General features: G+C 65.6%; 32 protein-coding genes and 1 riboswitch. Of the genes, 19 read left to right on the top strand and 13 right to left on the bottom strand.

The features are described from left to right. Positions 1–3: 3 nt before the first annotated feature. Positions 4–870: a carotenoid 1,2-hydratase gene (gene crtC, locus FIU81_RS13555; protein WP_124110783.1), complete on the bottom strand. Its 867-nt coding sequence runs from the start codon at positions 868–870 to the stop codon at positions 4–6. Then, positions 825–2369 carry a 1-hydroxycarotenoid 3,4-desaturase CrtD gene (gene crtD, locus FIU81_RS13550; protein ID WP_124110565.1) on the bottom strand — a complete coding sequence of 515 codons (1545 nt, stop codon included), beginning with the start codon at positions 2367–2369 and terminating at the stop codon, positions 825–827. Before crtD ends, crtC begins: the two co-directional genes overlap by 46 nt. 85 nt (positions 2370–2454) lie before the next feature. On the opposite strand from crtD, the gene FIU81_RS13545 reads away from it, so the two are divergent. The 12 genes from FIU81_RS13545 to pufX all read left to right on the top strand — a co-directional run bounded on the left by FIU81_RS13545 (position 2455) and on the right by pufX (position 12402). Beyond that, on the top strand, positions 2455–3324 hold the full coding sequence (locus tag FIU81_RS13545) for a polyprenyl synthetase family protein (RefSeq protein WP_124110566.1): 870 nt from the start codon (positions 2455–2457) through the stop codon (positions 3322–3324). Next, a complete protein-coding gene (locus tag FIU81_RS13540) occupies positions 3321–4391 on the top strand; it encodes a methyltransferase (RefSeq protein WP_124110567.1) in 1071 nt (356 codons plus the stop codon). The genes FIU81_RS13545 and FIU81_RS13540 overlap by 4 nt, the downstream gene beginning before the upstream one ends. A gap of 105 nt (positions 4392–4496) precedes the next feature. Beyond that, entirely contained in the window at positions 4497–5435 is a 939-nt protein-coding gene (gene bchC / locus FIU81_RS13535) for a chlorophyll synthesis pathway protein BchC (protein ID WP_124110568.1), read from the top strand. Further along, complete coding sequence (locus FIU81_RS13530) at positions 5432–6445, top strand: chlorophyllide a reductase iron protein subunit X (protein ID WP_124110569.1); 1014 nt, start codon at positions 5432–5434, stop codon at positions 6443–6445. The genes bchC and FIU81_RS13530 overlap by 4 nt, the downstream gene beginning before the upstream one ends. A gap of 55 nt (positions 6446–6500) precedes the next feature. Further along, on the top strand, positions 6501–8051 hold the full coding sequence (gene bchY, locus FIU81_RS13525; protein ID WP_124110570.1) for a chlorophyllide a reductase subunit Y: 1551 nt from the start codon (positions 6501–6503) through the stop codon (positions 8049–8051). Next, positions 8045–9520, top strand: a complete 1476-nt coding sequence (bchZ, locus tag FIU81_RS13520) for a chlorophyllide a reductase subunit Z (protein WP_124110571.1) — start codon at positions 8045–8047, stop codon at positions 9518–9520. The genes bchY and bchZ overlap by 7 nt, the downstream gene beginning before the upstream one ends. Then, positions 9517–9744 carry a cytochrome PufQ gene (gene pufQ, locus FIU81_RS13515; RefSeq protein ID WP_254695925.1) on the top strand — a complete coding sequence of 76 codons (228 nt, stop codon included), beginning with the start codon at positions 9517–9519 and terminating at the stop codon, positions 9742–9744. Before bchZ ends, pufQ begins: the two co-directional genes overlap by 4 nt. A 111-nt stretch (positions 9745–9855) precedes the next feature. Further along, positions 9856–10005 carry a light-harvesting antenna LH1, beta subunit gene (gene pufB / locus FIU81_RS13510; protein WP_124110572.1) on the top strand — a complete coding sequence of 50 codons (150 nt, stop codon included), beginning with the start codon at positions 9856–9858 and terminating at the stop codon, positions 10003–10005. Positions 10006–10019: 14 nt separating this feature from the next. Next, positions 10020–10205: a light-harvesting antenna LH1, alpha subunit gene (gene pufA, locus FIU81_RS13505; protein WP_124110573.1), complete on the top strand. Its 186-nt coding sequence runs from the start codon at positions 10020–10022 to the stop codon at positions 10203–10205. Positions 10206–10305: 100 nt separating this feature from the next. Then, positions 10306–11136, top strand: coding sequence for a photosynthetic reaction center subunit L (gene pufL, locus FIU81_RS13500; protein ID WP_124110574.1), 831 nt, complete (start codon positions 10306–10308; stop codon positions 11134–11136). A 14-nt stretch (positions 11137–11150) separates the two neighbouring features. Continuing rightward, on the top strand, positions 11151–12146 hold the full coding sequence (gene pufM / locus FIU81_RS13495) for a photosynthetic reaction center subunit M (protein WP_124110575.1): 996 nt from the start codon (positions 11151–11153) through the stop codon (positions 12144–12146). A gap of 4 nt (positions 12147–12150) precedes the next feature. Continuing rightward, positions 12151–12402 carry an RC-LH1 core complex protein PufX gene (gene pufX / locus FIU81_RS13490; protein ID WP_124110576.1) on the top strand — a complete coding sequence of 84 codons (252 nt, stop codon included), beginning with the start codon at positions 12151–12153 and terminating at the stop codon, positions 12400–12402. 396 nt (positions 12403–12798) lie between these two features. Here pufX and FIU81_RS13485 read toward each other — a convergent pair whose 3' ends face one another. From FIU81_RS13485 to chlG, 6 genes are all read right to left on the bottom strand, one after another. Continuing rightward, the gene (locus FIU81_RS13485) at positions 12799–13374 is read right to left on the bottom strand and encodes a hypothetical protein (protein WP_124110577.1); all 576 of its coding nucleotides are present in this window, start codon (positions 13372–13374) and stop codon (positions 12799–12801) included. A 73-nt stretch (positions 13375–13447) separates the two neighbouring features. Continuing rightward, a complete protein-coding gene (locus FIU81_RS13480) occupies positions 13448–14011 on the bottom strand; it encodes a L,D-transpeptidase (protein ID WP_254695924.1) in 564 nt (187 codons plus the stop codon). A gap of 104 nt (positions 14012–14115) precedes the next feature. Beyond that, on the bottom strand, positions 14116–14646 hold the full coding sequence (gene idi, locus FIU81_RS13475) for an isopentenyl-diphosphate Delta-isomerase (protein ID WP_124110578.1): 531 nt from the start codon (positions 14644–14646) through the stop codon (positions 14116–14118). After that, complete coding sequence (locus FIU81_RS13470; protein ID WP_124110579.1) at positions 14643–15821, bottom strand: geranylgeranyl diphosphate reductase; 1179 nt, start codon at positions 15819–15821, stop codon at positions 14643–14645. The genes idi and FIU81_RS13470 overlap by 4 nt, the downstream gene beginning before the upstream one ends. Next, positions 15814–17097 carry a BCD family MFS transporter gene (locus FIU81_RS13465; protein ID WP_124110580.1) on the bottom strand — a complete coding sequence of 428 codons (1284 nt, stop codon included), beginning with the start codon at positions 17095–17097 and terminating at the stop codon, positions 15814–15816. The genes FIU81_RS13470 and FIU81_RS13465 overlap by 8 nt, the downstream gene beginning before the upstream one ends. Next, positions 17094–17996 (bottom strand): chlorophyll synthase ChlG, encoded by a 903-nt coding sequence (chlG, locus tag FIU81_RS13460; protein WP_124110581.1) that lies wholly within the window; start codon positions 17994–17996, stop codon positions 17094–17096. Before chlG ends, FIU81_RS13465 begins: the two co-directional genes overlap by 4 nt. A gap of 158 nt (positions 17997–18154) precedes the next feature. On the opposite strand from chlG, the gene FIU81_RS13455 reads away from it, so the two are divergent. The 7 genes from FIU81_RS13455 (at position 18155) to FIU81_RS13425 (ending at position 21614) form a co-directional block, all read left to right on the top strand. Continuing rightward, complete coding sequence (locus FIU81_RS13455) at positions 18155–18652, top strand: EF-hand domain-containing protein (RefSeq protein ID WP_124110582.1); 498 nt, start codon at positions 18155–18157, stop codon at positions 18650–18652. A gap of 42 nt (positions 18653–18694) precedes the next feature. After that, positions 18695–19261, top strand: a complete 567-nt coding sequence (locus FIU81_RS13450) for an RNA polymerase sigma factor (protein WP_124110583.1) — start codon at positions 18695–18697, stop codon at positions 19259–19261. Beyond that, entirely contained in the window at positions 19254–19601 is a 348-nt protein-coding gene (locus FIU81_RS13445) for a hypothetical protein (RefSeq protein ID WP_148085630.1), read from the top strand. The genes FIU81_RS13450 and FIU81_RS13445 overlap by 8 nt, the downstream gene beginning before the upstream one ends. Next, positions 19598–20035 (top strand): periplasmic heavy metal sensor, encoded by a 438-nt coding sequence (locus tag FIU81_RS13440; RefSeq protein ID WP_124110585.1) that lies wholly within the window; start codon positions 19598–19600, stop codon positions 20033–20035. The genes FIU81_RS13445 and FIU81_RS13440 overlap by 4 nt, the downstream gene beginning before the upstream one ends. Positions 20036–20065: 30 nt before the next feature. Then, a riboswitch (cobalamin riboswitch) is annotated at positions 20066–20262 on the top strand. Between the two features lie 33 nt (positions 20263–20295). Next, on the top strand, positions 20296–20478 hold the full coding sequence (locus tag FIU81_RS13435) for a CbtB domain-containing protein (protein ID WP_124110586.1): 183 nt from the start codon (positions 20296–20298) through the stop codon (positions 20476–20478). A 3-nt stretch (positions 20479–20481) separates the two neighbouring features. Beyond that, positions 20482–21156 (top strand): CbtA family protein, encoded by a 675-nt coding sequence (locus FIU81_RS13430; RefSeq protein ID WP_124110587.1) that lies wholly within the window; start codon positions 20482–20484, stop codon positions 21154–21156. Further along, complete coding sequence (locus FIU81_RS13425; protein ID WP_320414780.1) at positions 21156–21614, top strand: hypothetical protein; 459 nt, start codon at positions 21156–21158, stop codon at positions 21612–21614. The genes FIU81_RS13430 and FIU81_RS13425 overlap by 1 nt, the downstream gene beginning before the upstream one ends. Positions 21615–21673: 59 nt before the next feature. On the opposite strand, the gene FIU81_RS13420 is transcribed toward FIU81_RS13425, so the two are convergent. The 5 genes from FIU81_RS13420 to FIU81_RS13400 form a co-directional block, all read right to left on the bottom strand. Next, positions 21674–21985, bottom strand: coding sequence for a DUF1636 family protein (locus FIU81_RS13420; protein ID WP_124110589.1), 312 nt, complete (start codon positions 21983–21985; stop codon positions 21674–21676). Positions 21986–21993: 8 nt separating this feature from the next. Further along, positions 21994–22710 carry a precorrin-6A synthase (deacetylating) gene (gene cobF, locus FIU81_RS13415; RefSeq protein ID WP_124110590.1) on the bottom strand — a complete coding sequence of 239 codons (717 nt, stop codon included), beginning with the start codon at positions 22708–22710 and terminating at the stop codon, positions 21994–21996. Next, the gene (gene cobA / locus FIU81_RS13410) at positions 22703–23422 is read right to left on the bottom strand and encodes a uroporphyrinogen-III C-methyltransferase (protein ID WP_124110591.1); all 720 of its coding nucleotides are present in this window, start codon (positions 23420–23422) and stop codon (positions 22703–22705) included. The genes cobF and cobA overlap by 8 nt, the downstream gene beginning before the upstream one ends. Positions 23423–23508: 86 nt before the next feature. Beyond that, positions 23509–24048 (bottom strand): GNAT family N-acetyltransferase, encoded by a 540-nt coding sequence (locus FIU81_RS13405; RefSeq protein ID WP_124110592.1) that lies wholly within the window; start codon positions 24046–24048, stop codon positions 23509–23511. 60 nt (positions 24049–24108) lie between these two features. Next, positions 24109–25419, bottom strand: coding sequence for a cobyrinate a,c-diamide synthase (locus tag FIU81_RS13400; protein WP_124110593.1), 1311 nt, complete (start codon positions 25417–25419; stop codon positions 24109–24111). Position 25420: the final 1 nt, after the last annotated feature.

Here is a 25420-nt window from a genome sequence, read left to right as displayed (position 1 = left end):
CGCCTAGAACCGCCACCCCGCCCGGCGTGGCACACGGACGGCGAGCATCGGCATCAGCCACGGCCCGCGCAAGCGGTTCAGGTCAAGCGCCTCATGCACGCCGGTCGTGGTCTCTCCGTCGATCACCGTCTCTACCGCCGCGCGACAGTAGAACGGCGCGTCGAGCATGGCTTTCACCTGTTTCGGTTTGGTTCCCGCGTCCCCCCGTGTCTCGCGCCGCACGGTCCAGAGCGAGCGGCGCATGGGGCGTTTCGGCGGCGGCGTCACCTCTGTCGCCGTCCCATCCGCGCCGAACACGAAGCCCGCCGCCAGTTCGCTGCCATCGCGGCGGGTGGCGTCGTAGAAGCAGGACGCGCCCTGCGACGTGGGGTAGCGGCCCCATGTCCAGTAGTCGAAATCCGCCTCCAGCGCGCGGGTGCCGAAGTTGGCGTCGAAGTATCCGTGGCCGGACCATTGGCCGTGCTTGCCCAAGTCCACCTCGATCCGCGACACAGGGGCGAAGGGGCGCCAGACATGGGCGCCGTCATCGGTCAGCAACAGCTCTTGGTCCGTTACCGCACTGGGTGTGACCGTGATGGTTCCGACAACGCGGCTGATGACGGGCAGGCCGCTGATCTCGTTCACTTCGATCACCAGCCGGTCGCCCTTCCACCGCATGGACGATGGACCGACGGTCAGTTGATCCGGCGTCTGACGCAACGCCGCGCGGCCCCGGTCGGTCATGGTGAACCGCCCGCTCGGCCCATAGGTGGCGACGTTGATACAGCAGTGATTTTCCGGATCGCGCCGCCCGGACCAGCGATACCAGGGCGAAAAGACCGATCCTATGAACCCGATGATCGAGACGGCGCGCGAACCGTCGTCGCTGATCCCGTCGACGTACCACCAGGCGTAGCCGTCCGGCGGGACGGCAATGTCGAAGTTCGGGCGCTGATGATCGCCTCTGCCGCTTGCTTTCCGGAAAGCGCCGCCATCGGCACCCCCGCGCCCGGATGCGCCCCGCCCCCCGCAAGGATCAGCCCCTTCATCGCCGTTCGCGCCGTCGGTCTCTGGAAGGCCGCCATCGTTCCCGATGGGGATCGCCCGTAGATCGACCCGAGAGAGCCCGGAAACAGCGCCGCGAACCCCTGCGGTGTAGTTCTGGTCGCCGGGTTCGGCGTCGGCGTGAAGGTCAGGCCGCGTTCGGCCAGCGTCTGGAAGGTTTGATTGTAGCATGGGGCCTCTGAGTCGTCGTGGGGCAGGGGGGCGGCGTTCACGATGGTTTCGAACCGTTCAAGGGCGGGCGGCGTGCGCCCGGTCCCGTGATCCATCGCGCAGATGTAGACGGTGGGGTCGTGAGGGACGCCGCCTTGGGCGAGTAATTCGGTCTCGGTCGTGTAGTCCGCGCCGAAGAAGACGTTGTGGTGGTGCAAGTCCGGGCCGTGGGGCGTCGCGGCAAAGGCCCAGACCTCAGCCGACAGGCTGCGCGGTTCGGTGGCGGATTGCTTCACTGCGTGGGCGGGATTGGGCCCCAGCAGGCTTTGCCGCAGTGCGCGCGGGTCACCATTGAAGACGACGTGTTCGGCTGGGTGGCGGGTGCCATCGGCCAGCACCACGAAAGGCCCATCTTCGATCCGTGCCACGGGGGTGTCGTAAACGACGGTAGCGCCAAGCCGTTCAGCCGCATCCGCCATGGCGCGGGCGAGCCTGTGCATTCCGCCCTGAACCCGCCAAACCCCACGCGACTCGGCCTGCCAGATCAGCGCGAGCAACCCCGGCACCTGCTGCGGCAGACCGCCGACATAGGTGGCGTAGCGCCCGAATAACTGAACAAGGCGCGGATCATCGAAGCGCCGCCCCAACCGCTGGGCCAGCGTGGACAGGGGCGTCATTGCGCGCATCAGGGCAGGATCGGCGGCGACGCGCAGGATCATCGAGACCAGGGACGGTTTGGCGGATCGCATCATTGGCGCGTCGAAGGCGCGGAACAGGCGGTCGGTTTCGGCGTGAAACGCGCGGAACTGCTTGGCGGCCCTCGCCCCCGCGAAATCGTGGATCGCCTTGACGGAACGGTCGTGATCCGCGTGCAGGTCAAGCCTGCTACCGTCGGGCCAGAAGTGCCGCGCGAGGACCGTTTCAGCCTCCAGCGTCACATGATCGTCTAGCCGCATCCCGCAGTCGGTGAACAGGTCATCGAACACATCGCGCAGGGTCAGTACCGTCGGTCCCGCATCCACCGGCCCCGCGTCAGAGGGCAGCGTGCGCATCTTGCCGCCGGGAGCGGAGGCCGACTCAAAAACGGTAACATCGCAGCCCGACGCGGCCAGACGCATGGCAGCGGAAAGGCCGCCCATACCGGCACCGACGACGATCACACGGGAATTGGACATGGCTTGGACGTTGACATCTGACACCTAAAGTGTCCACATAAGTTTACACTTTAGCCGTCGGCTCGATCCGACAGTCAGGACCGATATGCTCGCCAGCCGGATCGAACCCGCCATCGAAGCCGCCCTGCGTTTGGGGCAAGCGGGCAGTGCGCCGCCGCGTTTGGCCGCTGCGTTGCGTTACAGTTGCACGCCCGGTGGCGCGCGCATTCGGCCAACGATCCTGACAAGCGTGGCGCTGGCCTGCGGCGATCCGACGCCGCGCGTGACGGACGCGGCCGCCACCGCCATCGAGCTGATCCACTGCGCCAGCCTTGTCCACGATGACCTGCCGTGTTTCGACGATTCGGACTTGCGGCGCGGCAAGCCCAGCGTGCACCGTGCGTTTTCCGAGCCGCTGGCCGTGCTGGCGGGCGACAGCCTGATCGTCATGGGGTTCGAGGTGCTGGCCCGCGCTGCTGCGGACTCTCCTGACCGCACTGTTGCCCTGATCGGCCTGCTGGGCCGCCACACCGGCATGCCCGGTGGCATCTGTGCGGGGCAGGGGTGGGAGAGTGAGGACAAGATCGACCTGCGCGCCTACCATCGCGCCAAGACCGGGGCGCTGTTCGTCGCCGCGACGCAGATGGGCGCGGTCGCGGCGGGGCAAGACCCCGAGCCATGGGAAGAGCTTGGCGCGCGCATCGGAGAGGCGTTCCAGGTCGCCGACGACCTGCGCGATGCCCTGATGAGTGATGATGACCTGGGTAAGCCCGCCGGTCAGGACGACCGCCACGGTCGCCCGTCCGCCGTGGCAGAGTTCGGCGTGCAGGGTGCTGCGCAACGATTGGATGACATCCTGTCCGGTGCCATCGCCTCGATCCCGTCCTGTGAAGGCGAAGCGATGCTGGCCGACCTGGTCACACGCTACGCCCGCAAGCTTGCGCCGCGCGAAGCGATGCGTCAGCCCGGCGAATGAGGCTGCCCTTTGCCGGGTGGATCGCTCGGACGGTCTCTGACCCTGCGTTTCAGAACAAAGCTGCGCGCTTCCCGCTGACCCGCCCGTTCGTGCGGGCCGAGGGCGCGCGCATGTTCGATCTAGTCGCGGGTTTTGTGCAAAGCCAGATGCTGCAGGCGCTGGTGAAGCTGGACGTGCTGGAGCGATGCCGCTCACCCCAGACCGTAGCCGCCCTTGCCCCCGATCTGGGCCTGTCAGTCGACCGCGCGGACCTGCTGTGTCGCGCCGGTGTCGCCATGGGGCTGCTGTCTTTGGATGGCGCGCACTTCACCACCACCCCGCGCGGCGCTGTGCTGGGCTCCGTGCCCGGCCTGACCGACATGATCCTGCACCATGATGTTCTGTACCGCGATTTGGCCGATCCCGTCGCCTTCCTGCGAGGAGAGACCAAGCCGGAACTGGCCAGCTTCTGGCCCTACGTCTTCGGCGGCGGTGCTGGAGTGGAAGAAGCCACGCGCTACAGCAAGCTGATGGCCGACAGTCAGGCGCTGGTGGCCGAGGACACGCTTTCGCAAGTCGATCTGCGCGGCGTGGCGCGGCTGACGGATGTGGGCGGCGGATCGGGGGCCTTCGCAGCGAAGGTGCTGGAGGCCTATCCAGACGCTGCCGTCACCTTGTTTGACCTGCCAACAGTGCTGGACACGGTGCCCGAAGCGTTGGCGGGGAAGGTGACAAAGGCGCCGGCCTCGTTCCGTGAGGACGCGCTGCCCGAAGGGCAGGGCGCGATCACCCTGATCCGCGTGCTCTACGATCATTCCGATGACACGGTGCAGGCGCTTCTGGCCAAAACGAAGGCTGCGTTGCCAATGGGTGGGCGGCTCATCGTGTCAGAGCCGATGACCGGCGGAGACGCGCCCCACGTCGCAGGGGATGTCTATTTCGCGACCTATTGCGCCGCGATGGGCACGGGCCAAGCGCGCTCTCAGGCCCGTATAGCAGCGCTGATGCGCCAAGCAGGCTTCACGGATATCCGCGCGCCGAAGCCACACCGAGCCTTCGTCACCTCGGTGGTCGAGGGTCGCGCCTGACAGGCAATCTGTCTAATTCATTTGACACCAAAGACTGTAAAGTTAAACTGACACTCAACCCGTCGTGATGACGGAACACCGTTCTGTCCTGGGGAGGATGCGATCATCGACACCACGGCCATCATCTTGGAAGGACCGCGCAGCCTGGGGCTGGACACCGTGGCTTTGGCCGCCCCGACCGAGGGCGATGTTGTGGTAGAGATCGCAACCTCCGGCGTGTCGACCGGCACCGAAAAGCTGTTCTGGGATGGGCGCATGCCGCCGTTCCCCGGTATGGGTTACCCGCTGGTGCCCGGCTACGAGAGCCTGGGAGAAGTCGTCGAAACCACGCCCGGCGCGGGCCTTCGGGTCGGTGATACGGTCTTCGTTCCCGGCGCCGACTGCTACGACGGCGTGCGCGGTTTGTTCGGTGGCGCATCCAAGCGAATCGTCTCTGCCGCGTCACGCCTGACGAAGGTCGATGCTGGCATGGGTGAGAATGGCGCGTTGCTGGCGCTGGCCGCCACGGCCCGCCACGCCATCGCCGGGCTACGCACCGAATTGCCCGATCTGATCGTCGGCCACGGGACCTTGGGCCGCCTTCTGGCCCGCCTGACCGTTCTTGCCGGCGGTGGGCCGACCGTTTGGGAGGTCGCGCCCGATCGCATGGGCGGCGCAAGCGGCTATGATGTGATCCATCCAGACACCGATGAGACGCGCGACTACGGCTGCATCTTCGATGCCAGCGGCCGCGCCGACCTGCTGCCCGAGCTGATCGGGCGCATCGAAAAGGGCGGAGAGATCGTGCTGGCCGGGTTTTACACCGACCCCATCAGCTTCGCCTTCCCGCCCGCCTTCATGAAGGAGGCCCGCCTGCGGGTGGCTGCCGAGTGGAACGCGAATGACATGAGCGTGACCCGCCAACTGGTCGAGCAGGGCGCCCTGTCGCTCGACGGGCTGGTTACGCATCGACGCAGCGCATCGGACGGAGCGGAGGCCTATGAGACCGCCTTTACCGATCCCGCCTGCCTGAAACTACTGCTGAATTGGAAGGACGTGGCATGAGCCTCGACGATCCGAACACCGTTCCGAACCTCAAGGACTATGACGCCGGTCTGCGCGCGGAAGCCGCCGAGCCGACGTTGGAAATCCCGCAGGGTGAGCCGACGAGCAAGTGCCAGATCATCGCGATCTACGGCAAGGGCGGCATTGGCAAATCCTTTACGCTGGCGAACCTGTCCCACATGATGGCCGAGCAGGGCAAACGCGTCCTGCTGATCGGCTGCGATCCGAAATCTGACACCACGTCGCTGCTGTTCGGCGGCAAGGCGTGCCCCACGATCATCGAGACCAGCACCCGCAAGAAGCTGGCTGGAGAAGAAGTCGCCATCGGTGATGTCTGCTTCAAGCGTGGCGGCGTCTACGCAATGGAGTTGGGTGGACCAGAGGTTGGTCGCGGCTGCGGCGGGCGCGGCATCATCCACGGCTTCGAGCTGCTGGAAAAGCTGGGCTTCCACGACTGGGATTTCGACTACGTGCTGCTCGACTTCCTGGGCGACGTGGTCTGCGGCGGCTTCGGCCTGCCCATTGCCCGGGATATGGCGCAAAAGGTGATCCTGGTTGGCTCGAACGATCTGCAGTCGCTGTATGTGGCAAACAACGTCTGTTCGGCGGTGGAATACTTCCGCAAGCTGGGCGGCAACGTCGGTGTGGCCGGATTGGTCATCAACAAGGACGACGGATCCGGAGAGGCGCAGGCCTTTGCCAAGGCCGTCGGTATCCCCGTGCTGGCCGCGATCCCGCAGGACGACGACCTGCGCAAGAAATCGGCGAATTACCAGATCGTCGGCACCGAAGAGTCCCAGTGGGGCAGCCTGTTCGCGGGGCTGGCAGAGGAGGTTTCCGCCGCCGGACCGCAGCACCCGACCGCGCTGGATCAAGACGGCTTGCTTGCGCTGTTCGACAGCAAGGACACAGGCGGCGACGTGACGCTGGTGCCCGCCACCGACGCCGACATGCGCGGCACGAAGAGCGCGCCGAAGGCGTCGCTGGAAGTGATCTACGACGAGGCTTGAGTGAGACCGGCGGGGGCTAGCCCCCGCACCCCCGAGGTATTTGTGGAACGATGAAATGAGTGATGACGTGGCATATGACGGAACCGAGACGACGCAGGCGTTGCCTGTGGCCGACGCGCCTGTCGACGGCATGGGCTGCCATGCCGGGTCCACGATGGAGGCGGCGGCGCGTCAGGCGGGCCAGTCCGAGTTGCTTGACCAGTTCGCAGCCGATTATCCCAAGGGCCCGCACGATCAGCCCCAGAGCATGTGCCCTGCGTTTGGCTCGTTGCGGACTGGTTTGCGGATGCGCCGGGTGGCGACCGTGCTGTCCGGTAGCGCGTGCTGCGTCTACGGGCTGACCTTTGTCAGTCATTTCTACGGCGCGCGGCGGTCGGTCGGTTACGTGCCGTTCGATTCCGAATCGCTCGTGACTGGCAAGCTGTTCGAGGATATCCGCGACAGCGTTCACGACCTTGCCAACCCCGATCAATACGACGCCATCGTGGTGACGAACCTTTGCGTTCCGACAGCATCGGGCGTGCCGCTTCGGTTGCTGCCGAAAGAGATCAACGGTGTGCGCATCATCGGCATCGACGTGCCGGGCTTTGGTGTGCCGACCCATGCGGAAGCCAAGGACGTCCTGGCCGGTGCGATGCTTGCCTACGCTGCCGAAGAAGTGGCAGCGGGCCCCGTCGCGAAGCCGGCCAGCGGTACATCGGATCGTCCGGCGGTGGCGCTGTTGGGAGAGATGTTCCCCGCCGATCCCATGATGATCGGTGCGATGCTGGCCCCCATGGGCCTGGCTGCCGGGCCGGTCGTGCCCGCCCGCGAATGGCGCGAGCTTTATGCCGCGCTTGATTGCGGTGCGGTGGCAGCGATCCACCCGTTCTACACCTCTGCCACCCGTGTGTTCGAGCGGGCTGGGCGGCCTGTGATCGGATCAGCCCCGATAGGCCTCGACGGAACGGACGCCTGGCTGTCGGCCATCGGTGATGCGTTCGGCGTGGCCGAGGCGCAGATCGGTGCAGCGAAGAACGCCTTTCTCCCCGCGATCAAGGGGGCGCTGCAGGGCGCGCGGATCGACGGGACGATCACGCTGTCGGGCTACGAGGGCAGCGAATTGCTGGTGGCCCGTCTGCTGATCGAGAGCGGGGCGAACGTGCCATATGTGGGAACCGCCTGCGCCAAGTCTCCGGCAAGTGCGGCGGATCTGGAGTGGCTGATGGCCAAGGGCGTGAAGGTGAAGTTTCGCGCCAGTCTTGAAGACGATCTGGCAGCGATGGAGGCTGTGAAGCCAGACCTTGCAATCGGAACCACGCCGGTCGTCCAAAAGGCCAAGGAGGCGGGTATCCCGGCGCTCTATTTCACGAACCTCATTTCCGCCCGGCCTCTGATGGGTCCGGCGGGCGCGGGCAGTCTGGCGCAGGTGGTCAACACCGCCATGGCGAACCGCGACCGGATGGCCAAGATGCGCGCGTTCTACGAAGGCGTGGGCAGCGGCGATACTGCCGGTGTCTGGGAGGGTGTGCCGAACATTCGCGCCGATTTCCGTGCGCAGAACCAGAAGAAGCTGGAACGGGCCGAGAAGGCCCGCGTCGCGGCGAATGGCGGTGTCAAATGCTGATCACCGACCACGACCGCGCGGGCGGGTATTGGGGGGCGGTCTACGCCTTTACCGCCGTCAAGGGATTGCAGGTGGTGATCGACGGCCCCGTAGGCTGCGAGAACCTGCCCGTGACCTCTGTTCTGCACTACACCGACGGCCTGCCGCCGCACGAGATGCCGATCGTGGTGACGGGCTTGTCGGAAGACGAGATGGGTGCGGGCACCGAAGCGGCCATGAAGCGCGCTTGGGACACGCTCGACCCGGCGCTGCCGGCGGTGGTGGTCACCGGCTCCATCGCCGAGATGATCGGCGGCGGTGTCACACCGCAAGGCACCAACATCCAGCGTTTCCTGCCCCGCACCATCGACGAGGATCAGTGGCAATGCGCTGACCGCGCGATGACTTGGCTGTTCACCGAATGGGGCCAGACCAAGGGGCGGATGCCGCCCGAGGCCAAGCGCGAAGAGGGCGCCGCTCCGCGCGTGAACATCCTTGGTCCGATGTACGGCGTCTTCAATTCGCCCTCCGATCTGGCCGAGATCCGGCGTCTGGTCGAAGGGATCGGCGCAGAGGTCAACATGGTCATGCCGCTGGGCTGCCATCTGGCCGAGATGCGCAATCTGGTGAACGCCGACGTCAACATTTGCATGTATCGCGAATTCGGACGCGGGCTGTCGGAAGCCTTGGGCAAACCGTATCTGCAAGCGCCCATCGGCGTCGAAAGCACCACGCGGTTCCTGGAAACGCTGGGCGCGATGCTGGGTCTGGACCCGCAGCCCTTCATCGAGCGCGAGAAACATTCGACGCTGAAGCCGGTGTGGGATCTGTGGCGCTCTGTCACGCAGGATTTCTTTGCGACCGCAGAGTTCGGCATCGTCGGTACCGAGACCTATACCCGTGGCATCCGCCACTATCTTGAAGACGAGCTCGGCTTTCCTTGTGCCTTCGCGGTCTCACGCACCGCGGGCAAGAAGTCCGACAACGAAGCCGTGCGCTCGATGATCCACGAGAAACGGCCGCTGATCCTGATGGGATCGATCAACGAGAAAATGTACCTGGCAGAAACGAAAGCAGGCCACGGCCCGCAGCCCTCGTTCATCCCCGCCAGCTTCCCCGGTGCCGCGATCCGGCGTGCGACGGGCACGCCCTTCATGGGCTATGCCGGCGCCACCTATCTGCTGCAAGAGATCTGCAACGGGCTGTTCGACGCGCTCTTCCATATCCTGCCGTTGGGCAGCGAGATGGACGATGCAGCGGCCACGCCCGCGCAACTGCGCCGCGATCTGCCGTGGGAGCCCGAAGCTCAGGCAGAGCTTGACCGCATCGTGGCAGAGCACCCGGTGCTGACCCGAATTTCCGCCGCCCGCCAGCTGCGCGATGCAGCCGAGCGCCAGTCCCTCGCAAACGGCGATGAGACGGTGGCCAAAGAGATCGTGCAGGCCCTGCGCCCCGCACGGAACCGACCCAACAGGGAGAACGACCAATGAGCGACATGACCAACACGGGTTTCGCAGCCGCCGAGCGCGGCAAGACCGGCCTGAAGACAGAGTTCGCAATCTATTTCGCGATCATCTTCGCCGCGACCGTTCCGCTGGCCTGCCTGACTTGGGCACTGACGGCGATCCGCTCGAGCGGTCTGCCCGAGCGCGGACCCATCAAGCGCGCCTGGAGCCAGGCACGCATCATCACGCCGATGATCTTCTCGGCGTGATCCACACACGAAATTCACGGGGGCCCTCGGGTCAACGAGAAGTCCGGCGTAAGCTGGAACCCGGCCGCGGGGCCCCGCGGCGTCAGCACGATACTCTAGGAGTGTTCAATAATGGCTGATAGAACCGACCTGTCCTTTACGGGTCTTACCGACGAGCAGGCGCAAGAGCTGCACTCCGTCTATATGAGCGGACTTTGGCTTTTCTCCATCGTCGCGATTCTCGCTCATATCGCGGTGTTCATCTGGCGCCCGTGGTTCTGAGGGGGACTTAGACAATGGCAAACTTTTACAAGATCTGGCTGGTTTTCGACCCGCGTCGCGTTTTCGTGGCGCAGGGCGTGTTCCTGTTCCTGCTTGCAGCGATGATTCACCTCGTCCTGCTCAGCACGGACCGGTACAACTGGTTCGAGACCTCGGCCGCCAAGTATGGCGTGCCCGGCGAGTCCTCGGCTGCCGAGTGATCCGGCCCTGACAACCGCGTCGGGGCGGGTCCGCCCGCCCCACGCCTTTCAATTGTAAGACACGACGGCCCACCACGCCGCCAAGTAACGGAGTCGAAAGATGGCATTGCTCAGCTTCGAACGAAAATACCGCGTGCCGGGTGGCACGCTTATCGGTGGCGATCTGTTCGATTTCTGGGTCGGCCCGTTCTACGTAGGCTTCTTCGGGATCACGACGGTTTTCTTCGCCGGTCTCGGAACCATCCTCATTTTCTATACCGCAGCGATCCAGGGCGTCTGGAACCCGTGGCTGATCTCGGTCAACCCGCCGCCCATTTCCTACGGTTTGGGGGCTGCACCCCTGCAATTGGGTGGGTTGTGGCAGATCATCACGATCTGCGCGCACGGTGCTTTCCTAAGCTGGGCGTTCCGCGAGATCGAGATCTGTCGCAAGCTGGGAATCGGCTTCCACGTGCCGATCGCCTTCCTCGTCGCGATCTTCGCCTACACCACGCTGCAGGTGATCCGTCCGGTGCTGATGGGTGCCTGGGGCCATGCGTTCCCTTACGGTATCTGGAGCCACCTCGATTGGGTCAGCTACACCGGCTACCTGTACGGCAACTTCCACTACAACCCGGCGCACATGCTGGCGGTGACCCTGTTCTTCACCACCACACTGGCGCTTGCGCTGCACGGATCGCTGATCCTGTCCGCGGCAAACCCCGAAAAGGGCGAGCCCATGAAGTCGCCCGACCACGAAGACACGTTCTTCCGCGACTTCATCGGCTACTCGATCGGGCCGATGGGTATCCACCGTCTGGGCTGGCTGCTGGCGATCAACGCCGGGTTCTGGTCGGCGGTCTGCATCGTGATCTCTGGCACCATCTGGTTCGACCAATGGGTCGTCTGGTGGGACTGGTATCTCAACCTGCCCTGGTGGGCCGACCTGTAAGGAGGGTCTGAGACATGGCATCGAAAATCCAATATCAAAACATCTTCACGCAGGTGCAGGTTCAGGGTCCGCCCGAAACCGGCATGGTCGGCGCGGGACTGGACGAACGTGATCGCACAGATCCCGGTGGCTTCAGCCAGCTGCTGGGCTGGCTGGGCAACGCGCAGCTTGGACCGATCTACCTGGGGCCGTTCGGCGTGCTGTCGTTCATCACGGGCGGGCTGTGGTTCTTCTTGGTGGGCATCAGCTTCTGGGTGCAGGTGGACTTTAATCCGGCGCTATTCTTCCGCGAGCTGTTCTACTTGGCGCTAGAGCCGCCTTCGCCTGAGTACGGCCTGTCGATCCCGCCCCTGTGGGATGGTGGCCTGTTCCTGATCGCCTCGGCGCTTTTGTTGGTTGCGGTGATGTCTTGGCTGGCGCGCAGCTGGCAGTTGGCGGCGCAGCTCAAGATGGGCAAGCACGTGTTCTGGGCCTTCGCCAGCGCGGTGTGGTTGTTCCTTGTGCTGGGCCTGATCCGTCCGCTGCTGATGGGATCGTGGTCGGAAGCCGTGCCCTACGGCATCTTCCCGCACCTTGATTGGACGAACCTGTTCTCGCTGACTTACGGCAACCTGTTCTACAATCCGTTCCACGCGCTTTCGATCGTGTTCCTCTACGGCTCGGTCCTGCTGTTCGCCATGCACGGCGGCACCATCCTGGCCTGTTCGCGCTACGGTGCGGACCGCGAGTTGGACCAGATCCACGACCGGGGCACGGCCTCTGAACGGGCTGGCCTGTTCTGGCGCTGGACCATGGGCTTCAACGCCACGATGGAAGGTATCCACCGCTGGGCGTGGTGGTTCGCGGTGCTGACGACGCTGACCGGCGGCATCGGTATCCTGCTGACCGGCACGGTCGTCGACAACTGGTTCATCTGGGCGCAGGACCACGGCTACGGTGCGCAGAACAACTACGTTCCCGCCCGCACGCCGGAAGAGTTCATGATCTACAGCCCCCCAGTGATGGAGTGACGCAATGAGCGATATGACCGAATCCGCCAAGAAGTTCGCCAAGCGCCAGGACCAGCCGTCGGGTTGGCACCTGGAGCACGACACGGCACCTTCGCTGTATAGCTGGGTGGCGCTGCAGATGGGTAAGGGCGCGTTCTATGCCGCCGTCCTGTTCTTCGGAGTGGTGCTGTTCATCTACGCGCTGCGCCTGCTGTCGCGGGTGCTGCCGGAAGACCCCTATGCGGCGATCGACGCCGTGCAGCGGGTCCTTACCTGATCGAAACAGAAGCGCGGGGCTTTGCCCACGCGCTTCTTCCGGGATCGCACGACCCATGGGTCACGCGATAAAGGGGCCCTTGGCGGGGCCCCGGTTCCCTTCCTGTTGGCTACAGGAACCTTGCACCGCCCGGCATCGCCGTGGCGGTGCTTTTTTGGTTGGGAAGAAGCTTTCGGTGAATCTTCGAGCGGATAACAATCACTAATGGCCAAGCTTGCAGATGCACTATTGAAGGAAGGGCAGATCCAGATCCGCGTTCTTGTACTCATCCGTCACATCGGCGGTTTCCAGCACCCGTTTCATGTCGAGTGCGAATTCGGGAAAGCGGTTGACGGGGATTGGTGTGGGTACTGCGGGCGCGACGCTGAGAAAGAGAAGGCTCGCCCAAATCTCCCCCTAGCCGATATCCAGAAAGCACCGGCCTTGCAGCGCATACGGTGGAACGACCGGCTGCGTACACTCGAACAGATGCGGTGGCAGCGCATCCTCCCTCGTCACGTCGTCCGTCTTGTAGACGAATGTTGCACCGCCCAGATCTCCGTCAGGTCGAACGTAACGGTAAATGCTGTAGGTCGCGCCACCGATCTGCTGTGCGCCGACATACTGGTGCCGAGAAAGAGTCGATTGAAGCTTTTCAACCCAAGGAGAGAAAGCGTTGACCATCAGGCCCGTCATGACTTTGACGCTGGATAGACCTTCCACGCGCTCGGGGTTGTAGAAGAAGCGCATCGCTCTTTCGCCGGGTGCCGACCTGCTAGGGCCGTTGAGGCAAACCCGAAGATAGTACGGTCCAACCTGGGCTATTGCGCCGTCCGGGACGTATCTCTGCGCGCCAGGTGACATGTAGAGGTCGTCCGTACACCAGGCCGCCGACGGATCGAATGGCGGCGCGTCGGCGTAGGGGTCTTGAGCGCGTGCGTCGGACGCCCAAAGGGCAACGGCAATTCCCAGGAAGACTGTAATCAGCGCCATTGAAACGCCCCTGCTCGCAACAGGGAGGGGACGCAGCATCAGCGGCGCACACAGTCTCGATGGCTGAAGCACCTTAGACGTAAGTCGTCACACGCGTTCCGGTGGCGACGTTCGGATACAGCTCGATCACGTCGTCATTCGTCAGGCGGATGCAGCCAGAGGATGCGGCCATGCCGATGGTCCAGGGCTGGGGCGTGCCGTGAATGCGGTACATCGTGTCGCGGCCATTGCGGTACAGGTACAGCGCGCGGGCGCCCAGCGGGTTGTCGGGGCCGCCTTCCATGCCGCCGGCATACTTCGCGTAGACGTTGGGCTCACGGCGGATCATGTTCTGCGTCGGAGTCCAAGACGGCCACTCTGCCTTGCGCTGGATGACGGTTGTGCCGGACATGTTGCGGCCCTGCTCGCCCACGGCGATGTGGTACTCGCGCGCCTGACCGGGCGAACGGACGTGGTAGAGCGAGAAGTACTCCGGGAAGATATGGATCGTATCGACGGCCACATCCGACCGCACCGGAACGTCACGCGCAGTCATCGTATCGCGCGAGGTGTGGGGCAGTCCGGCGTGGCCCAGAACGGCAGATGGGCACAGGACCGTCAGTCCGGTCGCGATGAAGTGGCGTCGTGTCAGCTGCATGTGTCTGGTTCCGCGAAGTCAGGGTTGGGGATGATCTGCCATCCCCGATCTGCAATCACAACGCACGACCGCGCAACGGGGTTCAGGTGTGGCCCCAGCGCCCGTCAGGAGGCGAGCCGCTCTCCGAAGATCGCTTCGCCATGTTTCTCAAGGTAAATTCGCAGCCACGGCGTATAGTTCGCAGGGTTTTCCGACACATCCCTGACGAGATCGTGAAGCCGCATCCAGCGGGTTTCACTGACTTCTTCCGGGTTCGGACGCAGCGGAAGGGTCATCTCGGCGTCGGCGGTGTAAAGCTCGACCACTTCGTGCTCGACCAACCCGCCGCCTACATCGGCGCGATACTCGACCTGTCCGCGATGGGTCAGGGCCGGGGCGCGCAGACCCAGTTCCTCGTCCAGCCGCCGGATGGCGCAGGTGTGGGGGTCTTCGTCCCAGTCGGGATGGGTGCAGCAGGTGTTCGTCCACAGGCCCGGCGTGTGGTATTTCACCGACGCGCGTTTCTGCAGCAGCAGCGCATCCCCGGCCATCACGAAGACAGACACCGCCTTGTGGCGCAGCCCGCGTTTATGGGCTGTCAGCTTCTCGACGGGCTGAAGGCGCCCGTCGATCCAGGCGGGGATGGTGATGGTCATACGTGGGCTTCCGGGACAAGGCGCAGCAGGTGTGCCATGTTCTTCACGCCGATCTTCAGGTGCGCAAGGGGCCGACCGCCGACCAGCTTCTTGTTCATATAGGCCTCGAACGTCAGGCGCTGGACGTCCACGTCGTGACAGAGCGAGACGAAGCGTTCGCGGCGCTCGTCGGACTTGTAATAGGCATCCTGCATGGTGCGCAGGACCTTGAAGACGGTCTTGTGCTCTTTCATGAACAGCTTGCGCGCCAGTTGCAGGTCCTTCGCCTTGCCGCTGGCGAGGCAGGCCTGTGCTGCGGTGGCGGCAACCCGGCCGCCGACCATGGCGTAGTAGATGCCCTCGCCCGAGGACGGCGCCACGACACCCGCCGCGTCGCCCGCGAGGATGACGTCCTTGCCGTTGTCCCATGTATCCAACGGGCGCAGGGGGATTGGCGCACCTTCGCGGCGAAACGTCTCGCAGTCCGACAGGCCAGAGGCGGCGCGCAGGGCTTTGGTGGCTTCCTTCAGGTCGATGCCGTCGATGCCCGTGCCCATGCCAACGCTTGCCGAGTGGCCGTGCGGGAAGACCCAGCCGTAGAAGTCAGGGCTGACCTTGCCATCGTAGATCACGTCGCAACGGGTTGGGTCGTAGGCTTCGGTGGCCTGAGTGGGTGCGGCGATGATTTCGTGGTAGGCGATAACGTAGGGGATTTCCTTGCCGCCCGGCACCTCTGACTTGGCGACGCGGCTGCGCGCGCCGTCTGCACCGACGATCAGGCGCGTGGGCAGGTACTTTTCCTCGCCCGTGTCCTTGCAGCGGTAAGCCACCGCCGTCGTGTCGCCACGCTCGATCCGAAGGTACTGGCCCGTGATGCGGGTGGCCCCGGCATCGACGGCGCGCTGGCGCAGATATTCGTCGAACGGTCCGCGATCGACCATGCCGACGAAACCGTTCTCGATGGGAATATCCACCGCGCGCCCCGTTGGAGAGATCATCCGCGCGGTGTTCACCTTGGCGACAAGCTGGCTGTCGGGGATTTCGAAATCCGCGATCAGGCGGGGCGGGATGGCGCCGCCGCAGGGTTTGATGCGGCCGGCCTTGTCCAGCAGGGCAACTTTGCGACCGGCGCGGGCCAGATCTTCTGCGGCGATGGCACCCGAAGGTCCGCCCCCGATCACGACGACATCATACATGTGCTTCACCCCTGAATTGCGGGGCGGCAGTACGCCCCTCCATGATCCGCGCGGCCATGACGGCTGCTGCGACGAAAAGAACGGCCTCTGCCGCGAAAACGAGCCCGAAGGCCGTGGCGTCGGTCGTCAGCGTGCGCGCGATATCCACCGCCGCGGCGCCTGTCAGCCCGCCGAACCCTGCGGCGATGGCCTGCGCCGCACCCCACAGACCCATGCGCGTGCCTTCGCGCGCACCACGTCCTTCACCCGCCAAAGCCATCATCGACCCGATGGCGGCAACGGCGAACATGCCGTTGAAGACACCCAGTGCGACGGTGGCCGGGACCAGCAGGTTCGCGCCCGTCTGGCCCAGCAGGCCAATGGCACAAAGCGCCGCCGCAGAGCCGACGCAGCCCGCAACGACCCAATCGCGCAGGGCGCCGAAGCGGAAGCCGGTGGCCATGATGCCGACGATCAGCATACCGACGAAGACCCCGCCGTTCTGTGCGCCGGACAGCGAGGTCGATTGGCCCGGCGTGAAGGCGAAGACCAGACCGGCGTAGGGTTCCAGGATCAACTCTTGCATGAAGTAGGCGGTCATCGACAGGAAGACGAACAGGGTGAAGGCGCGCGCCTTGGGTTCTGCCCAGACTTCTGCCAGCCCTTCGCGGAACGGCATGGGGTCAGGCTCTGGCCGGGCGATCAACCCGCGCTCGATACGGAAGGTGGCCACGATGGTCAGGACCAGCGCGATGGCGCAGACGGCGGCGACGATGACCAGCAGGCGTGCGGGAGAGTAGGGATCGAGCAACCCGCCGACGACGCCGGCCGTCACGGCGATGCCGAATATCATCATCAGCCATGTGATCGTGGCGGCAGCGGCCCGGCGGTGCGGCGCAGTAGCGGTGGCCAGAAGCGCCAGAAGCGACGTGCCGGAGGCGCCGACGCCCAGACCGATCAGCGCATAGGCGAGTATCGAGATGCCAAGGCCAGCGGCGAAGTTCGTGTCCAATAGCGGAATGGCTGCGGCAGCGATCAGCGCGCCTGCGCCTAGAACCGCCATGCCGCCGATGATCCAGCGGGTGCGGTGGCCGCCTGTATCGGACAGAAAGCCCCAGTTGGGACGTGTGATCTGCACGCCGTAGTGCAACGCCACCAGCGCGCCCGGCAGGACGGCGGGCAGGGCCAGTTCGACGACCATCAGACGGTTCAGCGTGCTGGTCGTCAGCACGACGATGGCCCCAAGGCACATCTGGACCAGCCCCAGCCGCACGATGGACAGCCAAGACAGGGTCACAGCACCAGCCCCCGGATCGCGAAGGCGGCGACCATCATGCCCGCCACATAAAGCGGCACGCCGAAGCCCGAATACCACAGCGCACGCTGGGCCGGGGCTTGAAGGAAGCGGCGCATCATGGCGCCTTGGACGACGATCAGGCCAGTAATGGCGAGCGCGTAGATCGGCTGGCCCCAAATCAGCAGCATCGTCGCGACCAACATTTGCGGCAGGATCATCACGCAGCAGGCCAGCCGTGCGGCGATGGCGGGGCCCTTGGTGACGGGCAGCGAGCGGATGCCCATGGCCCGGTCGCCCTCGACCGCCTTGAAGTCGTTCAGGACCATGATGCCCTGTGCGCCGACGGCATAGAGGAACGCCACCAGCACCACGAAGAACGACGGTGCTGCGGCGCTGACGACGGCGGCGCCGGTGAACCACGGAAGCCCCTCGTAGGCAAAGCCCACCAACAGCGGCCCCCACCAGCCGTCACGCTTGAGGCGCAGGGGCTCTGCGGAATAGGCCCAGGCGGCGGCGACGGCGACGAGCGTCGCACCAAAGCCCCACGGCCCCAGCATCCAGCCGACGGCCAGCGACAGTACGGACATGGCCAGCGCCACCCACAGCCCCCAACGGCCCGGCACGCGGCCCGAAGGAATGGGCCGATCCGGTTCGTTGATGGCGTCCACACGGCGGTCGCACCAGTCATTCGCCGCCTGGCTCATCCCGCAGACGATGGGACCGGCCAGCACGACGCCCAAGACCACCAGCGCCCACTCTGAGGGCCAGACGCCGGCAGAGACGACGCCGCAAAGATAGGCCCACATCGGCGGGAACCACGTGATCGGCTTGATCAGGGTCAGCAGGGCGGCCGGTTCGGGTGTGCGCCGCTCGGGGTGTAAGGATAAGTTGACACTCATACACAGAGTGAACACTAAAGTTGACACTCTCGCAAGTAAGACGTGCGCTCGCGCATGCGTGATCCTTGATTTGTCGCGGTGGGCGACGGAAGGTGGCGCGGGCCGCGTATCAGGGGCGTCGTCGAGGCAGACGGCCAAAGAAACTCAGGAGAAACCCGATGATCCGCACCACCCTTCTTGCCCTGCTGGCAGGCACCACATTGACCACCACCGCCATCGCGCAGGACACCACGCCGCAGGCAGAGCGTCCGCACCCGATCCTGCGGCTTGATACGAATGGCGACGGTCAGGTCTCGCTGGAAGAAGCACAGGCTGCGCCCGCCAACCCGATGGCCATGGCTGATTCGAATGGCGATGGCACGCTTACCCGCGACGAGGTGATCGCCGCCGCAACCGAGCGCGCCACCCAGCGCGCGACTGACCGCGCGGGCCAGATGTTCGACCGCTTCGACGAGGACGGCGATGGCCAGATCGCCATCGACAACCTGCCCCAGCCGCGCGGCAACCGGGGCGACCGGATCGAGCGGATGTTCGAGCGGGCCGATGCCAATGATGATGGCGTGCTCGACGCCGAAGAGATCGCCGATCTGCCCGAGCACGGCAAGCGTGGTCACGATGGCAAACGCGGCCACGGCCATGATCGCGACCGTGGCTAAGGAAGCAGGGGGCGGGCGCGTGTCCGCCCCCATCTTGACCGCATGACCGAGCCTTCTGACGAATCCCTGCTCGCGGCCTATGCCGCCGGCGACATGTCCGCCGCCGCACCCCTCGCGCAGCGGCACGTGCCGCGCGTGCTGGCCGTGGCGCAGCGGATGTTGGGCGATGCGGCAGAGGCAGAGGATGTGGCGCAAGAGGCTCTGCTGCGCTTATGGAAGATCGCACCGGAGTGGCAGGCAGGGCGGGCCAAGGTCTCGACCTGGCTTTACCGTGTGGCGGCGAACCTGTGCACGGATCGGTTGCGTGCGCGGCGGCCTTCGGACCCGCTGGATGCAGCGAACGAACCTGCCGCGCCCGACCCCAGCGTTGCGGTGCGGATGCAGGACCGGCAGCGGAAGGTGGCGCTGGAAGAGGCGCTGGCCGCCCTGCCCGAACGCCAGCGTCTTGCCGTCATCCTGCGCCACATAGAGGAATTGCCGAACCCCGATGTCGCCGCCACCATGGGCATCAGCGTCGAGGCGGTGGAAAGCCTGACCGCACGGGGGCGCGCGTCGCTTGGGAAGATATTGGCCGGTCGCAAGGAGGCGCTGGGATATGTCGATGAATGATGACGATTTGATCGCAGGCCTGCGCGGGCTGAAGTCCGATGCCAGTGGCGACCTGATGGAACGTGTGCTGGCGGATGCTGCGCTAGAGGCCGGTCGCCGCGATCACCCCAAGCCGTCCGAGCTGCTGATGGCTCGCGTGATGCGCGACGCACGGACCACCGCAGGCGCCCGCCGCCGTCGCGATATCGCGGCGTGGGGCAGCCTTGCGGCGGCCTGCGTCATGGGGCTGGCCGTGGGGCTGGGCGATCCGGGCGGCTATATCGCCGGGGCGACCTTTGGGTCGGACTTTACCGATGTCGCCGGAGGCTACGGCTTTCAATATGCGGAGCTTTCGGAATGAGGTTCTCGACGCTTCCCCGTCTGTGGCGATTCGTGCTGATCGGCTCTCTGGCGCTAAACCTTGCGGTCGCTGGCGTCGTGCTGGGGCAGGTCTTTGACGGCCCCGACCGCGATCGCGGTCCGCGTATGGGCGGCCCGGCAGCGCCCCTTGTGCGCGCGCTGGACAAGCCGGATCGGCAGGCGCTGGTGGATGATCTGCGCGCAGGTCCGCGCGGACCGCGGGGTCGCGGCTTGGAGAGCGTGCTAGAGGCGCTGCGCGCCATCCCCTTCGACCCAGAGGCGCTGCAAATCGCGTTCGCAGAGGCTCGGCGCATCGGAGATGCCCGGGTCGCGCGGACGGAAGCCGCGTTGATCGACCGGCTGACGCAGATGTCGCCAGAAGCGCGGGACGCCTACGCGGACCGCTTGGCGAAAAGCTTTCGACGTCCCCGCTAAGATCGCCTCTTTCCACAGGGTCGGATCGGCGCTACGGAGGAAGGGCCCGGTGTCGTCGTCGCAAGCGACGGGACCAATAGGGAATTCGGTGAAACGCCGAAGCCGCCCCCGCGACTGTAAGCGGTTAGCGTGCATCCAGACAGCCACTCGGGGCCGATTCCCGGGGAAGGCGGATGTAACGTGTTGACCCGCAAGCCAGGAGACCTGCCGGGTTTGAGTTCAGCCAACCCGTCGGGGAGACGGTAAGGAAAGGAAGACCGATGAAGACGCAGACCGCGACCGCCGCCATCCAGACCCTGCCCAAGACGGGCGTTATGGCCCCCGCGCTTCTGGCGCTGACGATGGGCCTTGGCCTGATCGTTCTTGCAGGCCACGTGCAAGCCGATGCCTTGCACGACGCGGCGCATGACGTGCGCCACGCCACCGGCTTTCCCTGCCACTAATCCATGACCTACAGACTGCTGACCGGCGCGTTGATCGCCGGTTTTGCCGCGGGGCTTTTGGCTGCCGTGCTGCAATTCGCATTCGTGCAGCCCGTCCTTCTGGCTGCCGAGCTTTATGAAGGCGGCGCTCTGACGCACTTCGGGGAGGACGGATCTTCGGCCCCCGTCGCCTATAACTTCGACCCCATGCGCGATATTCTGAGCGTGCTGTTCTCGGCTGTCGTCTACATCGGTTACGCGCTGATCCTGACCGCATTCATGGCCGTCGCCGCCGATCGTGGCTGGGCCGATATTGACGGACGCACCGGAATCATCTGGGGCATTGCGGGTTTCGTAACGGTGCAACTGGCCCCGGCCATCGGCCTGCCGCCGGAACTGCCGGGGGTCGCCGCGGCCGATCTGGCGGCGCGTCAGGCGTGGTGGCTGGGTTGCGTGGTGTCATCGGGCATCGGCTGCCTGCTACTGGGCCTTGGACGCGGCTGGGTCTGGTGGGTCGGAGGTATCGTCCTGCTGGCCGCACCTCATGCAATCGGCGCGCCCCAGCCCGATGGCTTCACCGGTCCCGCACCGCCCGAATTGGGCGCCTTGTTCTCAGCCCGTGCGCTGGGCGTCGGGTTGGCGGTCTGGGCGGCGCTTGGTTCGCTCTGCGGCGCGCTTTGGGCGCGGGGAGACGCGTGATGCGGGCGCTGGCGCTTGGAGTCATCGGTTTGGTGATCGGGGTCGGCCTCGGCGTGTTTCTGGCTGTGTCGCAAGGGTGGGAGATGGCTGGCCACGACCACTCCGACCCGGCGCACCACGGCGCGGGCATGGACCACGCCCATGACATGCCGCTGGATGTGTCCGGTTCGGATGCGCCCTCGTTGACGGTCGAGGCCACGCCCGATCCGATGGCAGGCTGGAACCTGTATCTTGAGCCGACCAACTTCACCTTCGCGCCTGAGTCGGCAAGTGGCGATCACGTGGCAGGACAAGGCCACGCGCATGTCTACGTGGACGGCGTGAAACTAGGCCGGTTCTATGGGCCTTGGGTGCATGTGCCGACCGGAGGTTATGTTCAGGTGACGCTGACCTCGAACGACCATCGGCCCTTGGCGGTGGATGGTGAAGCGGTTGCCGTCGACCTGACGCTCGATTGACCGCCACGCCTTCGGCGGGCGTGGCGTCGTGAGTATTTTCGACAAGATGAAGAGGGCCGTCAGGCTGCCGGGATCTTGCCGATCAGGCAATGGCGTAGGCGTCCGCAGGGGCGGGCGTCATTGATGTTTCCGCTTGGGGCATTGGCATAGGTGCGGACGGTGGCGGCGATGTCGTCGGCGTCCGTCTCGGGATCGACATCTGCGAACAGATAGGCCGTCCCGTTGCCTTGGATCGACAGGGCTGTGGGGCGATTACAGACGTTCAGGCAGTCGTGCAGGCGCAGGTCTGCCGTGTCCCCAAGTGCCGCGCGCAGGGCACTGGTCTCCGTGTCTGGGCGGCAGGTGGCGCAAAGATGCAGGATGGGTTTCATGCCACGGCTCACCCCTTCCGCAGCAAGTATGTGTCCATGATCCACCCATGCCGTTCGCGTTCCGCGGCGCGTGTGGCGGTGATGCGGGGGCCCGCCTCCGGCAGCGGGCCGTGGTCCAGCACTTGCTCCGTCATTCCCAGATAAGCCCCCCACCAGATCGTCAGATTCTCGGACAAGGTCGCAAAGCTGCAGTCGCCGTCCAGCATCACGGCCACGGTTTCGGCCCCCTCTGGCCAGCCGGAGTCGCGCAGGCGGCGGCCCGTGGTGATGGTGACGGGGCCGTTCACGGTGTTGAACGGGATCGCGTGAGCGGCTGTCAGGGCCTGCAGCGCAGAGATGCCGGGGATCACGCGAGTGCGCGCGCCGGGCAGGCGGTCGGCAATGCGCAGGGTCGAATCGTAAAGGCCCGGATCGCCCCACACCAGTAGCGTGGCGGCCTTGGCATCGCCAATCGCGTCAGCCCAGCGGGCTGCGATTTCGTCGTGCCACTGGGCCACGCGCACCTGATAGGGCAGGCTGTCGTCACGCTCTGGGTAGTCGAAGGGCACGATGCGGGCGTTCGATCCGGCCGCCTCGATGATGGCGCGGCGCAGGTGGGCCAGATCGTCCTTTCCCGCCTTGCGCGGCAGAAGGATCAGCTGCGCGTCCCGGATCGCCTTTTGTCCCTGCAGGGTAACGTGGTCCGGGTGACCGGTGCCGATACCGACGAGCGTGATCTCAACCATCCGCGAGCGGCCCGTAGAGGATCAGTGCGGGCTGGTCGCCGCGCTCCTGGGCCAGCCGATCGGCAAGGTCGGTGACGGTGCTGCGCGTGATCTGCTGGTGCGGCGTCGACACCGCTTCCGCCAGAATTGCCGGCTGGTGGGGCGGCAGGCCGCGGTCCATCAGGGCGGAGGCCAGCGTCGGGAAGGTGCGCTTGCCCATGAAGACGACGGTGGAGGCCATCGGATCGGCCAGCGCATTCAGGTCGATGTCGGGCGGCAGCTCGCCTGACGCATCGTGGCCCGTAACGAATTGGACGCGGCGCGAGGTGAAGCGCCGGGTCAGCGGGATGCCCGCGGCGGCGGCGGCGGCGATGGCCGAAGGGACGCCGGGGATGATCTCGTACGGGATGCCGGCGTCGCGCAGGGCGACCAGTTCTTCCTCCAGCCGTCCGAAGATGCCTGAGTCACCCGATTTCAACCGCACGATACGACCGCCGCCCTGCGCGTAATCCACCAGCAGGCGGCTGACATGGTCCTGCTTGGGAGAGGGCCGCCCGGCGCGCTTGCCAACCGCGACCATGTCCGCCCCGGAGCGCGCGTGGCTAAGGATCGGGCCAGACGACAGGTCGTCGAACAGCACCGCATCCGCACGACGCAAACGGTCCACCGCCTTGAGCGTCAGCAACTCGGGGTCACCGGGGCCAGAGCCCACGAAGGAAACGAAGCCTGTCATGGGGGGCTTTTGGCACTGGTGTGGGGCGGGGGGAAGGGTGGTTTCGCGGTCGTCGTGACACGCTCTCTTGGCGAAGGTGAAGCGCGCTACCAGACGTCAGCTCGGTTCAGGGCTGGGACGCACGTGGGCCTGCCGCTCAGGATAGGCATGGGTTGGTCCGTCAGCGACTGCCCGATCCAGCCCTGAGGGTGGCTGAGAGGCAGAGGTGCGCAAGCCTGCTGTTCGGTGATCGGCGCGAACCCGACGCGCTTGTAGTAGTCCGGATCGCCATAGGTGAGCGCAACCTCGGCTCCTTCCGACCGGAGCGTTGCGAGGGCCTGGATGAGAAGAGCTTGGCCGACACCCTTGCCTTGCCGGTCGGTTGCGACCGCCATGGGAGAGAGCAGGACCACGCGGTTCGGTTCATCGGGGTAGGTGATCTGCGTGAAGATGGCCGCGCCGATCAGGGTGCTGTCGTCTTCGGCGCGAAAGACGTGGATATCGGACGCCGGTGTGGTCGTGAGCAGATCGTGAACCAGCCCGCCGATCAGCCTGCCCTCTTCCGCGCCTTCCGTGTCGGTGAATGTGGCGGTGAACAGGGCGATCAGTCGGTCTTCTTGTCCGTCAAAGCCTGTGGCGACGTCCATGACAGTCTCTTGAAGTTTTGGTGTGTGATTGACCTTAGGTGCCGAGTCCTGTGGCTCCAATCATCCTTCCTCCCCCGAGATCATGTGGAAGAACGTCCCCGTTACGTTGTCCTTTACCGATCCGGTTTCCGGGACCGGGTTGCCGTCGGCGTCGGTGACGGCGGCGAGGGGGGCGTCGGGTTCTTCGAGGATGGTGGAGTAGTGGAACTCGTGGCCCCTTAGGGCGGCTTTGGCGGGGTGGCCGGGGAGGGGAGCGTTCAGGACCGCGCGGCGATAGCCGAGGTGGAACTTGCGTTTCTCGTAGCTTGTGACGAGGCCGAGGAGGCCGGCCATTTTGTGTCGCGTGCCGTCCTTGTCGATCAGCGCCTGTCCCAGCGCCATGTAGCCGCCGCATTCGCCGTGGACGGGCTTGGTTTCGGCGTGGCGGCGGAGGGTGGCGCGGAAGGTGGTAGCGGCGGCGAGGGTTCCTGCGTGGAGTTCGGGGTAGCCTCCGGGCAGCCAGACGAGATCGGCGTCGGGCGGGGGCTGGTCGGAAAGGGGTGAGAAGGGCAGGATCTCTGCACCCGCCTGTCGCCAGCCTTCCAACAGGTGCGGGTAGGTGAAGGAGAAGGCGGCGTCCTGCGCTAGCGCGATGCGCTGGGCGGGGGGCTTTGGCAGAGCGGCCTTGGGCGGCATGGGGCCAGAGAGGGCGGCGGCGCGGATGGCTGCCAGATCGACGTTTTCGCGCAGGAATTGCGCGTAGCCGTCGATCGCAGCGTTCAGATCGGGGTGCTCAACCGCTTGGATCAACCCGAGGTGACGCTCTGGCAGGGCGAGGTCCCCGCGTCGGGGCAGGACGCCAAGCACGGGCAGGCCCGCCCGCTCCATCCCGACGCGGATCAGGCGTTCATGGCGGGGCGATGCGACGCGGTTCAGGATGACGCCCGCGAAGGGCAGATCGGGCGCATAGGCGGCGAAGCCCATTGCAGTGGCGGCTGCGGATTGTGCCTGACCGCTGGCGTCGATCACAAGGATCACGGGCCACCCCATGCGGCGCGCGGTCTCTGCCGAACTGCCGAATCCTGCGCGCCCCTTGGTGGCGACGCCGTCGTAGAGACCCATGGAGCCTTCGGCGACGCAGATGTCCGAGCCGATGGCCTGGGCCGCGATGGCGTTCAGCAGGTCATCGCCCATCGCCCAGGTGTCGAGGTTGAAGGACGGACGCCCGGCGGCGGCAAGGTGGAACGCCGGATCGATATAGTCGGGGCCGGACTTGAAGGGCTGCACCGTCAGACCGTCATCGGCCAGCGCGCGCAATAGGCCCAGCATGACGGTGGTCTTGCCGGTGCCCGATGCGGGGGCTGAGACGAGAAGTCCGGGAGGCAGGGTCATG

This window comes from Palleronia sp. THAF1 (assembly GCF_009363795.1).
Classification (GTDB): Bacteria; Pseudomonadota; Alphaproteobacteria; order Rhodobacterales; family Rhodobacteraceae; genus Palleronia.
This window is presented reverse-complemented; position numbering and strand designations above follow the sequence as displayed.